Annotated in this window: 7 protein-coding genes and 1 pseudogene; 2 read left to right on the forward strand and 6 right to left on the reverse strand. The window is 54.8% G+C overall.

All coding sequences use genetic code 11. From position 1 onward, the window contains the following. Nucleotides 1-165: 165 nt before the first annotated feature. A pseudogene (rmuC, locus tag HMPREF1051_RS01360) lies at nt 166-1,470 on the reverse strand (DNA recombination protein RmuC); the annotation flags it as partial. Between the two features lie 1,922 nt (nt 1,471-3,392). On the opposite strand from rmuC, the gene HMPREF1051_RS13995 reads away from it, so the two are divergent. After that, nucleotides 3,393-3,590 (forward strand): hypothetical protein, encoded by a 198-nt coding sequence (locus tag HMPREF1051_RS13995; protein ID WP_003763281.1) that lies wholly within the window; start codon nt 3,393-3,395, stop codon nt 3,588-3,590. A gap of 25 nt (nt 3,591-3,615) precedes the next feature. Here the strand turns inward: HMPREF1051_RS13995 and HMPREF1051_RS01365 are convergent, their stop codons facing one another. From HMPREF1051_RS01365 to HMPREF1051_RS01385, 5 genes are all read right to left on the reverse strand, one after another. Further along, nucleotides 3,616-4,233, reverse strand: a complete 618-nt coding sequence (locus HMPREF1051_RS01365) for a tellurite resistance TerB family protein (RefSeq protein ID WP_003763279.1) — start codon at nt 4,231-4,233, stop codon at nt 3,616-3,618. A gap of 100 nt (nt 4,234-4,333) precedes the next feature. Continuing rightward, nucleotides 4,334-5,587, reverse strand: a complete 1,254-nt coding sequence (gene murA, locus HMPREF1051_RS01370) for a UDP-N-acetylglucosamine 1-carboxyvinyltransferase (protein WP_003763283.1) — start codon at nt 5,585-5,587, stop codon at nt 4,334-4,336. A gap of 315 nt (nt 5,588-5,902) precedes the next feature. After that, entirely contained in the window at nt 5,903-7,201 is a 1,299-nt protein-coding gene (locus HMPREF1051_RS01375; protein ID WP_003763289.1) for a M16 family metallopeptidase, read from the reverse strand. Between the two features lie 157 nt (nt 7,202-7,358). After that, nucleotides 7,359-8,726 (reverse strand): M16 family metallopeptidase, encoded by a 1,368-nt coding sequence (locus tag HMPREF1051_RS01380; protein WP_003763270.1) that lies wholly within the window; start codon nt 8,724-8,726, stop codon nt 7,359-7,361. Nucleotides 8,727-9,072: 346 nt separating this feature from the next. After that, nucleotides 9,073-9,558, reverse strand: a complete 486-nt coding sequence (locus tag HMPREF1051_RS01385) for a GNAT family N-acetyltransferase (RefSeq protein ID WP_003763291.1) — start codon at nt 9,556-9,558, stop codon at nt 9,073-9,075. Between the two features lie 353 nt (nt 9,559-9,911). Here HMPREF1051_RS01385 and HMPREF1051_RS01390 point away from each other — a divergent pair, with 353 nt between their 5' ends. Continuing rightward, on the forward strand, nt 9,912-11,369 hold the full coding sequence (locus HMPREF1051_RS01390) for an oligopeptide:H+ symporter (protein ID WP_003763265.1): 1,458 nt from the start codon (nt 9,912-9,914) through the stop codon (nt 11,367-11,369). Nucleotides 11,370-11,423 lie beyond the last annotated feature (54 nt).

Raw genomic sequence — 11,423 nt, forward strand, 5'->3', positions numbered from 1 at the left:
TACGGAACCGATTCACTTGGTGCTTCAGCACCTTAGAGAATCGTTCTCTTTGAGCTAAGGCGAGGCAACGCCGTACTGGTTTAAAGTTAACCCACTATAAAAGGACGCATCATGCGTCCTTTTTGTCTTTGATACGTCGTCTGAAACCCGACGACAAAGAAACCGTCAATCTTCTTCCCCTTCCGGCAAACCTTTATCCTGCAAAGCAGATTCTTGGGCGGTTTCCGCCAAATCGCGTTGCAGGCGTTTGGTGGTTTTGACGCCCAGCGCGCGCAGTTTCTCGGCGCGGCTGACGAGGTTGCCGCGTCCTTGCGAGAGCTGTTTGTAGGCTTGTTGGAACTGGCTTTGCGCTTGGTCGATGTTTTTGCCGACGGCCTCGAGCGTTTGGACGAAGCCGGTGAATTTGTCGTAAAGCCTGCCGCCTTCAGCCGCGATGGCGAGGGCGTTTTGGTTTTGCTGTTCGTTGCGCCAGATGTGGGCGACGGCGCGCAGGGTGGCGAGCAGCGTACTCGGGCCGACCGGCATGATGCGCTTGTCAAAACATTCTTGGAACAGGGCGGCATCGTGTTGCAGGGCGAGCAGGTAGGCAGGTTCGACGGGGATGAACATAAACACGAAGTCCAGCGTGCGCACGCCTTCGAGGTCGGTATAGTCTTTTTGCGACAGGCTGCGGATGTGGGCGCGGATGCTGGCGACGTGGGCGGCAAGTTCGCGCTCGGCGGTTGCGGCGTCGGCGGCTTGGGTATAGCGGACGTAGGCGGTCAGCGAGACTTTGGAGTCGATGACGATTTGTTTGCCTTCGGGCAGGTTGACGAGGACGTCGGGCTGGAGGCGGCGCGCGCCGTCTTCTTCTTGGCGGACGGCGGCGGCTTGGACGGTGTATTCGCGCCCTTTTTGCAGGCCGGAATGTTCCAAAACGCTTTCCAAAATCATCTCGCCCCAGTTGCCTTGGGTTTTGTTTTGCGTGCCGGTGAGCGCGTCGGTGAGGGCTTTGGCGTCGCTGTGCAGTTGGGTGTTGAGGGTTTGCAGGCGTTTGAGTTCATTTTCGAGGGTCAGCCGTTCGCGCGCTTCTTTTTCGTAGGTTTGCTGAACCAGCTCGCTGAAGCCGTGGATGCGTTCGTTGAGCGGGGTCAGCAGTTGGCTGAGGTGGTCGCGGTTTTGCTCGGTGAAGCGGCGGCTTTTCTCTTCCAAAATGGTGTTGGCGAGGTTTTGGAACTGGTCGCCCAAGCTTTGGCGGGCTTCGGTAAGGAGCTTGAGCTTTTCGTCGGCGGCGAGGCGTTCCTGTTCGAGCTGGATGTGGAGGCGTTCGTTGCGGACGTGCAGGTTGTGCGCGTTTTCCTGAAGCTCGGCGTAATCTTGTTTCAGACGACCTGCTTCCTGTTCGCGCTCTTGAAGATAACCGATTTGGCGTTCGGCGGCGGCGAAGCGGTTGCCCAATTCCTGCAACTCGCCCTGCAAATCTTGGACATGATAGCGCGCGTCGGCAAGCTCGGCGGCGGTTTGCGCCTGATTTTGTTCGGCAAATTCAAGATGCTGGCGGCACTCGGCAAGCGATTGCATCAGGGCAAACTGCTGCGTCTGCGCCTTGTTGCGGGCGAGCAGCCAAGTGATGAGCACGCCGGACAAAAACGCAAGCGCGGCGGTCAGGAGGAGCGGGACATTCATAGGTCGTCTGAAAACGGAAAAAGCAAAAACGGCAATATAGCATGTTTGCAGGGCAAGCTCGCTGCGCGCTTGAGTATAGTGGATTAACTTTAAACCAGTACGGCGTTGCCTTGCCTTAGCTCAAAGAGAACGATTCTCTAAGGTGCTGAAGCACCAAGTGAATCGGTTCCGTACTATCTGTACTGTCTGCGGCTTTGTCGCCTTGTCCTGATTTAAATTTAATCCACTATAGGATGAGGCGGAATGACTGATAAACCGATGCCGAACAGCGGTTCGCAGAACGCAGGGCGCAGCAGTGGTAGCGAATCAATTTGATGGGCGCGTAAACGGCAGCGCCGGACTAGAGATTTGATGAGCAATTTCACAAGAAAACAGCGGATTCAGGTTTGTCGGGCAGGGATTTTGGTTTCAGACGACCTGTTTTTGCCAAAAATGGATAGATCATTTAAAAAATGGCAATGGCGATTATAGTCTGAGGCTAAAAACCCAAAAGCTAAGCGGAAAACTGTTGTTTTTTATCTAATTGAAAAATAAAAGGAAAATTTAAAAATTTTCTAAAATGATGTAATTTGGCAACAAAAAATCCAAGAGCATCTATTCTAAAATAAACAATTTGTAATCAGCTTGTAACTAAGACATCGGTGTCATTCTTCAAGACATCGGTGTCATTTTCAAAACTAAAAATAATTTATCAAAATAATTACATTAAAGCATTTATACCGATATTTTCTTTACAAAAAAACTGTATAATTTATCAATTAAGGCGGTATCATGACACCTGTCGATATGGCAGACATGCCGACGACGAATACAGATGTTGTTAAATAACATTTGATTAATATGTAAAAGGATTACCCGAAATGAAAAATTTATTGACCTTGGCCGCAGCCTCTTTAATCGGTATGGCCGGTGTTACTGCTTCAGCCTCTATGGTTGCCCGCAATATCGAAACCGTTGCAAAAAAATAATTTGAAAACAAACGAAATATTTTAAACGCTTCCCAAACCCCCACAAACAACCTTCCCGCCCGCGGCGGAGCGGCTTTCGGCTTTCAACCGATTCCGGCATCAGATGCCGACACAAACGCGAACCGCAGACCGCCCAGTTCGGCGGCGGGAACAAAAGAAAGAGAGATGACCATGAAAAACTTAATTAAATTGGCAGCCGCCTCCCTGATTGGCATGTCCGGTCTGACCGCCAGCGCGACGACCGCCGCCAAAAACATCGCCGAAGCCGGCAAATAATCAGCCGACCCGACGATATATTGGATTAAATTTAAATCAGGACAAGGCGAGGCAACGCCGTACCGGTTGAAAGTTAATCCACTATAACATCCGCAACACAAACACAAGAAAGAGACTCAAAATGAAAGAATTGATCAAACTCGCCGCCGCATCGCTGATCGGTATGTCCGGTCTGACCGCAGGCGCGACCCACATCGCCGACAATATGCGTACCGCGATTAAAAAATAAGCTCGGGCTGTTTTAATCCCCAAGCTGTCGGAAGTCAAAGCAAAGGTCGTCTGAAAAGTTTCAGACGACCTTTTTTGATTGGGTCGGGTTTCGGGAAAAAGGGCGATTTCAAAACGGGCGCAGCCGTATCGGGTAAACGGTTTTCTTTTGGTCTGTCGGGAAAGCATGGTTTGCGGACTGTATGCTGCGTAGCCGAAAGCTGCCCTTTCTCGTTCTTTTGCGATCGGGTGGAGGAAAAGACAAGCCTGCCCGTTATGTTGAAAAGGGGTCGTCTGAAACTTTTCAGACGACCCCTTGGCATTGAATCGGGTGTTCAGGCAAAGGTTGAAACGAATAAAAAACCGACTATCCGTTTCGTCGCGGATGGTCGGTTTTATAGTGGATTAACTTTAAACCGGTACGGCGTTGCCTCGCCTTGCCGTACTGTCTGCGGCTTCGTCGCCTTGTCCTGATTTAGTTAATCCACTATACAAAGCGTTATGCCAATTCCAGCTGTTTTTCCAAGCTTTCCACCAGATTGTCGTCCAGTCCCAAGGCTTGCGACAGGCGGCTGAGGAAGACGATTTCTTTGCGTGACAAGTCTGCGCAGACCAATCGTGCCGCCAGATAGGTTTCCGCTGCCAATGCCTGATCGTTGCCGACGGCGGCGGCGAGTTCTTCTACCGTTGCCGGATTGGCGTATTCGGCGGCAAGCCATGCGGCGGTTTCGGGGTCGTCGCCGCTTTCACGGGCGATGACTTGTTTTTCGGTTTCGTCAATCAGACCGTCCGAAGCCGCGGCGGCAATCATGGTGCGCAAAATCACGCGGCTGTGTGTTTCGGCGAGCAGTCCGGCAGGCTCGAACGCGCCTTGCGGCACGGCTTCCTGCTGCTTGTTTTTCTGCCAGTTTTGATAACCCTGATACGCCAGATAACCCAAAGCCGCCACGGAGCCGACTTTGACCAGCGATTTGGCGGTTTTTTTCTTCATCAGCATGGACGCCAGTCCGCCGACCAAAGCGCCGCCGCCAAAAGAATTGAGCGGGCTGTCGGAAACGGATTTGCCGCTTTTTTGAACGGTTCCCAAGATTTGATTGAGCAGGTTGTTGAAGTTCATGATGATCCCCTCATGGTGGTCGGTTTGGGTCTGAAATGGAGGCTCGGGGTCGTCTGAAATCGGGATGGGGCGTTTCAGACGACCTGTTCACACAAGGCTCTTAACCGCGTACCCGCTCGATTTTCGCGCCGACTTGGCCGAGTTTTTTCTCGATGTGTTCGTAGCCGCGGTCGAGGTGGTAGATGCGTTCGACGATGGTTTCGCCGCCGGCGACCAAGCCTGCCATGACGAGGCTGGCGGAGGCGCGCAGGTCGGTCGCCATCACGACGGCGCCGGAGAGTTTTTCCACGCCTTTGACGAAGGCGGTGTTGCCTTCGGTGGTGATGTTCGCGCCCATGCGGTTGAGTTCGGGAACGTGCATGAAGCGGTTTTCAAAGATGGTTTCGACGACGCGGCTGTCGCCTTCGGCAACGGCGTTCATCGCCATAAACTGCGCCTGCATGTCGGTCGGGAAGCCGGGGTGGACGACGGTGCGGATGTCCACGGCTTTGGGACGCTGCTGCATGTCGATGGAAATCCAGTCGTCGCCCGCTTCGATGATCGCGCCCGCTTCGACGAGTTTGTCCAATACGGCTTCCATGGTTTTGGGAGCGGCGTTGCGCAGGACGACTTTGCCGCCGGTCATGGCGACGGCGCAGAGGAAGGTACCGGCTTCGATGCGGTCGGGCACGACGCTGTGTTCGCAGCCGTGCAGCTCTTTTACGCCTTCGACGGTCATGGTTGATGTGCCGATGCCGCTGATTTTCGCGCCCATTTTGACGAGGCATTCCGCCAAATCGACGACTTCGGGTTCGATGGCGCAGTTTTCGAGGATGGTCGTGCCTTCGGCGAGGGTTGCCGCCATCAGCAGGTTTTCCGTACCGCCGACGGTAACGACGTCCATGACGACGCGCGTGCCTTTCAGACGGCCTTTGGCTTTGACGTAGCCGTGTTCGATGGTGATTTCCGCACCCATGGTTTCGAGGCCTTTGAGGTGCTGGTCGACGGGGCGCGAACCGATGGCGCAGCCGCCGGGCAGGCTGACTTGGGCTTCACCGAAACGCGCCAGCGTCGGGCCGAGCACGAGGATGGAGGCGCGCATGGTTTTCACCAGTTCGTAGGGGGCGCAGGTGTTGTTGACGGTGCCGCCGTTGATTTCGAATTCGTGAATGTTGTCGGTCAAAACGCGCGCGCCCATGCCTTGCAGCAGTTTTTGGGTGGTTTTGACGTCGGCGAGCATCGGTACGTTTTTCAGGCGCAGGGTGCCGGAGGTCAAGAGTCCGGCGCACATCAGCGGCAGGGCGGCGTTTTTCGCGCCGGATACGGTGATTTCGCCGTTGAGTGGGCCGTTGGCGGTGATTTTGAGTTTGTCCACAGTGTTTCTTTCGTTGTTAAGACAAGTCCCGACGGCGCTGCCGGCAGGACGGGATTCGTTTAGGTTCGGAATTATAAGGGATTTTGACGGTTTTTGCGGGCGGGCGGGGAGAATTCTTCCGAAGGGCGTTTACGGGGTACGAATGGTCGGAAGGGTCGTCTGAAAACTGTCGGGCGCAGCTTCGCAATGTCTGTTGGGATATTGTCGAAGCTGCGCTTTCAGACGACCTTTTTGCTGCGCGGCGGAATGAGGCCGCCGTTTCCCTCAAGCCTTGTCCGACAGGCTGTATCCGTCGGACAAGGATAGGCGGCGGGGTTATTCGGCACCGACGACGACAATGTGCAAATCTTCAGGTTTGACGCGGCGCTTCCAAGCGTCTTTGACTTGCGCCACGGTCAATTTGCCGATGGCTTTGGGGTAGGCTTCGAGATAGTCGTTGGGCAGGTTGTGATAACCGATGATGCTGAGGTATTTCACCAGCTTGGCGTTGGAATCGAAACGCAGGGGGAAGCTGCCGATGATGTTGGCTTTGGCTTGCGCCAGTTCTTCTTCGGTCGGGCCTTCTTCGATGAATTGTTTGATGACCGCCTGAGCCTGTACGAGCGAGTCTTTGGTGTTTTTCTTCTGGGTGGAATAGGCGATGGTGAACATACCCGCTTCGGTCGCCGGTTCGAGGTTGCTGTATACGCCGTAGGTGTAGCCGTAACGGTCGCGCAAGACTTTCATCAGGCGGCTGTCGAAACCGCCGCCGCCGAGGATGTAGTTGCCGGCAACCAAGGCGTAATAGTCGGGGTCGTGGCGTTTAATCAGCGGCATACCGAGCAAGACTTGCGCCTGTTCGCCGGCAAACGGGATGTCGCGGCGTTGTGCCGGATTGGGTTTGACGGGCGGGACGGTGTGGGCGGCTTTGCTGCGGTCGGGCAGTCCGTTCAACACGTTTTTCACAAGCTGGTCGGCTTGTTTGCGGTTGATGTCGCCGACGATGGCGACGATGGCGTTGTCTTTGCCGTAGCGGCTGCGGTGGAACGCGCGGATGTCGTCAAGGTTGACTTTGCGGATGCTCTCCGCGGTGACGTTGGCGCCGCTGCCGTATGGGTGGTCGGGATAGGCAAGTTTGGTCAGGGCGCGTCCGGCGGTAAAGTCGGGGGTGGTTTCCTGTTGCTGTAGGGTGGTCACCGCCTCTTTTTGACGGCGGTCGAACACGGCGGGGTCAAAACGGGGGTGCGTCAGGGATTGGTTGAGCAGTCCGGCGGCTTTTTTGAGCGTTTCGGGGCGGCTCAGGCTGCGCAAGACGGCGGCAGAGCTTTCCTGTCCGCTGCTGCTGTCGATTTGGGCGGCAATGTCGTCGGCGGCGGCATTAAAGGCTTCTTCGTCCAGCTTTTCCGTGCCGTCGGTCAGCAGGGCGGCGGTGAATTCCGCCACTTCGCTTTTGCCTTCGGGGTTGAACACGCTGCCCGCGCCTTTGAAGTTGACCTGCATATCGACGATGGGGTTGTCGTGTTGCTCGACCAAAAGGACTTCTGTGCCGTTGCCGGTGGTCCAGCGTTGGATGTCCACGCCTGCCTGCGCGGCGGTGGAGAAGGCGAGGGCTAATATGAGGGGAAGGGATTTCATCGGATATTCCTTTGCGGTTTAACCCGGCTGCCGGGGCGGAAGGGCGGTTTGGTGCCGTATTCCGTCCCGTTCCGAGTCATGTGCCACTTCGGGCGGGGTCGGTTCGGAGGTCGTCTGAAAACGGGAAAAGCGGTTTCAGACGACCCCTTTGGTCGGTTTATTTAGGTTGAGGCTTGTTTGCCGCCTGAACAATCGGGTGGTACAGGATTTTCGGATCGGGCATCACAACCACGGTCGCCAAGCGGTCGTCCGTCAGCAACTGCGCGGCGGCCTGCACATCTTCGACGCTGACGGCTTTCAGGCGGCGGCGGATTTCCGCTTCGTCGCTGTATTCGAAGCCGCGCGCCTCCAGCCGCCCGATGATGGAAGCCTGTGCTTCCATAGAGTCGCGCTCGTAGATTTCGGACGCTTCCGACTGCGCTTTGATGCGGTTCAGCTCTTCGGCGCTGACCCCGTTTTCGGCGATGTCTTTCAATTCGCGGCGCAATTCGGCGATGACGGCATCGACTTCGACGTTGTCCGCCGGCATGGCGAAGATGCTGAACAACGGCATTTCACGGCTGATCAGGTCGTAACTTGCGCCCGTACTCAAAGCCATCTGTTTGCCGCGTATCAGGTTTTTATCCAAGCGGCTGGACGAGTTGCCCGACAAGATTTCCGACAGGACATCCAGCGCATAGGGCAGTCTGTCGTCCAGACTTTCCAATCCGGGGACGCGGTAGTTCAAGCTGACCAAGGGTTGGCGCGTGACCACCGAGGTCGTCTGAAAATTCACAGGTTCGCGTTTGAACGGTTCGTTGGCAAGCATATTGCGGTCGGGCTGCTGCTTGGCGGGAATGTTGCCGAACAGTTCCGCCGCGGTTTTGAGCGTCTTTTTGGCATCGACATCGCCGACAATCACCAAAACGGCGTTGTTCGGCGCGTAATATTGCCGATACCAGTCGCGCAGGTCATCGGCTTTGAGCGTGTGCAAATCATCCATATAACCGATGACCGCGGCTTTCATCGAAGGCAGCGTAAAGCTGTTCAGATACACCTGTTCCCACAGCTTGCCGTCCGCCGTGTCTTCCGTGCGTTGGCGGCGTTCTTCGCGGATGACGTTCATTTCATTTTGAAATTCTTCATCGCTGAAATTGAGGTTGTGCATCCGGTCGGCTTCGAGCTTCAACACTTCGGGCAGGTTTGCCGCCGCGATGTTTTCGTAATAAACCGTCTCGCTGCGGTTGGTGTAGGCATTGTTCTCTCCGCCCAAAGCGGCGACGCGGCGGTTGAATTCTCCCGAAGGTACGGCCTGCGTGCCTTTAAACATCATGTGTTCCAAGGCATGGCTCAAACCGCTTTTGCCCTGTTTTTCATCCACGCTGCCGACTTTATACCAAAGCTGCGACACGGCGACCGGCGCGCGGCGGTCTTCTTTCACAATAATCTTCAACCCGTTGGGCAGCGTTTGCGATACGGTCTGCGCCAGCGTGAGTACGGGCGCGGACAAAGCAAATATCAGGGCAAGATGGCGTAAGCTGTTCAATCTGGATTCCTCTCAGTCGGTCTGGCGCAGAGCAGTCTCTGCTTGAGTGCAAAATATTACCGAGAACGGGACGAAACGGCTGTCCGCCCGTTTCAGTCTGCGCTGAAGCAAAATCAATAAAAACGGTAATGAGGCCGCCGTTTTCGAGTGATTCCGCTTCAGCCAAAATATGCCGGAGAGACTTCAAATCAGGACAAGGCGCGGCAACGCCGTATCGCTTTGAAGTCAATCCTTTTATAGAACGTTGCAATGATAAACAGTTCCCATATGCGTAAATAAAAAGGTCGTCTGAAAATCAAAGATTGGGTTTTCAGACGACCCCTGCGTCACAAGATGGGCGTCACATTCAACCGGATTGTCCGTCCCCCTCCAATACCAATTCCATTACCGACACCGTCTCGCCGTTGTGCCGACAGGTCGCGATTTCACACCAGCCGTATTTCTCGTAAACCGACTGCACGTCCGGCGTATAAAGGTAAAGCTTGGGCAGGCGCATTTGGCGGGCGGCGGCGAGGCAGTGTCCAATCAACAGGCCGCCCACGCCCGACCCCCTGTGTTCGGGCAAAACGAACACATCGCCCAGCCAATATTCGTATTGGGGAAACTCTTCCATATCGTGCCGTTTGAGCGCGGCAGAACCCAGCAGCGCGCCGTCCTTTCCGACGGCGGCAAACGCCAGCGGCAGGTTTTCACCGTTCAGGCATTCCGCGTAATAGGCGCGGATTTTGTCCATAGACGACCACGGCGCAAAGTCATGCCATTGCAGATAAAGCGCGCGGGCGAGCGGTTCGACGTGTTCGGGGCGTAAAGGCGTGATGTTCATGAAGGGCATGATACGCCCGCGCCTTCCGCCTGAAAATGCCTCCTTTTTGCCGATACGTTTTCAGACGACCCCTGCTTAAATCAAAATGCGGTTTCCCTGTTCAGCCTCAAACCTTTGCCATATGCCGTTTGACAAGCGTTTCAGATTCGGCTAAAACCGAAAAATGTTTGGCATCGTAAACTCCTGTAAATCCTAGATGAAAGCATCGGATACGGGCGTTTCCCGCCAAACCCGCAGGGTGCGGCAGGCAATCCTTACGCCCGCGCCCGCTCTAAGAAAAATATTGAAAATGCCGGCGGGGCAGGCAGGTTTCCGCCGGGGCGGTCCGTCTGCCCAACCTCTGCCAACAGGAGAACTTTAATATGTCTGACAACCAGTCCGCCCGCAAGGAAAAAACCTTCTTCGGGCATCCCATCCAGCTCTCTACCCTGTTCCATATCGAATTGTGGGAACGTTTCTCGTTTTACGGGATGCAGGGTATCTTAATGATCTATCTCTATTACGCTGCCAATAAAGGCGGTTTGGGCATAAACGAGTCGCTCGCCGGCGGCATCGTCGGCGCATACGGCGGCAGCGTTTATTTGTCCACCATACTCGGCGCATGGCTTGCTGACCGGATTTGGGGCGCGGAGAGAACGCTGTTTATTTCCGGCATCGTGGTCATGCTCGGACACATCGTTTTGGCAATCGCACCGGGTCTGTACGGACTGCTATGCGGCTTGGTACTCATCGCACTGGGCAGCGGCGGTGTGAAATCGTCGGCAAGCTCGATGGTCGGCTCGCTTTATGAGGCGGATCACATGAAGCCGCTGCGCGATGCGGGTTTTTCCATTTTCTATATATCCATCAACATCGGCGGTTTTTTAGGCCCGCTCCTGACCGGCTTACTGCAAACGAAGATGGGTTTCCACTACGGCTTCGGCGCGGCGGCAGTCGGTATGGCTTTCGGGCTGTGGCGCTACTCTGCGGGACGCAAACTGCTGCCGCACACGCCTGCGCCCAATCCGCTGCGTCCTGAAAAAGTGCAGACCGCGGTGGCAGTCGCCGTGTTGATTGTCTTGGTTATCGGCAGCCTGATTGCCTCGGGTACGCTCAATTTGGACAACTTCTCCAAATTCCTGCTCGGCACGGTCATTCTCACCATTATCGCCTATTTCGCGCGCCTGCTTGGCAGCAGCTATGTGTCGTCTGAAAACAAACGCCACATCGTTGCCTATATTCCACTGTTTCTGGCCATCTGCCTGTTTTGGTCGGTCTGGTTCCAAGTCTATACCGTAGCAACGGTATATTTTGACAAAACGGTTGACCGCACCCTATTCGGCGAGACTGTCCCCGTCGCATGGAAAGATTCCATCCAAAGTATGTGGGTTGTCCTTTTCTCCGGCGTAATGGCGGCAATTTGGACGAAAATGGGCAAATATCAGCCGAAAACCCCGTTTAAATTCGCATTGGCGATGATTGTTGTCGGCGTATCCTATCTTGGATTCGTACCATATATCTCATCGGATACCCCCATGCCGATTATTGTGTTCGCGCTAATCCTGCTCGCCATCACCATAGGCGAACTGATGATCTCGCCGATTGCGCTTTCTATCGCCACCAAAATCGCCCCGCCCATGTTCAAAACCCAAATGGTCGCGCTCAACTTCTTGGGGTTCTCGGTAGGCTTCACTTTGGGCGGCGTGTTGTTCAAAGAAGGATTCGATAAGAAAGCCCCGCTGGATTTCTACTGGATGCTTTGCGGCATAGGCGTAATCACCGGTTTGGTATTATTGCTACTCGTACCTATTTTGAATAAAATGCTCAAAGGCGCGGATTAAATACTGATTCGTTAAGAAGGTCGTCTGAAATGCCGTTTCAGACGACCTATTTTT

Origin of the sequence: Neisseria sicca VK64, assembly GCF_000260655.1 — a bacterium.
In the GTDB taxonomy this organism is placed as follows: Bacteria; Pseudomonadota; Gammaproteobacteria; order Burkholderiales; family Neisseriaceae; genus Neisseria; species Neisseria sicca_B.

Excerpts from the sequence above, each read along its gene's own strand:
- HMPREF1051_RS01390 (WP_003763265.1), top strand. The coding sequence starts at position 9,912 with ATGTCTGACAACCAGTCCGCCCGCAAGGAAAAAACCTTCTTCGGGCAT.
- HMPREF1051_RS13995 (WP_003763281.1), top strand. The coding sequence starts at position 3,393 with ATGTTGAAAAGGGGTCGTCTGAAACTTTTCAGACGACCCCTTGGCATT.
- HMPREF1051_RS01375 (WP_003763289.1), bottom strand. The coding sequence starts at position 7,201 with ATGAAATCCCTTCCCCTCATATTAGCCCTCGCCTTCTCCACCGCCGCG.
- HMPREF1051_RS01385 (WP_003763291.1), bottom strand. The coding sequence starts at position 9,558 with ATGCCCTTCATGAACATCACGCCTTTACGCCCCGAACACGTCGAACCG.
- HMPREF1051_RS01365 (WP_003763279.1), bottom strand. The coding sequence starts at position 4,233 with ATGAACTTCAACAACCTGCTCAATCAAATCTTGGGAACCGTTCAAAAA.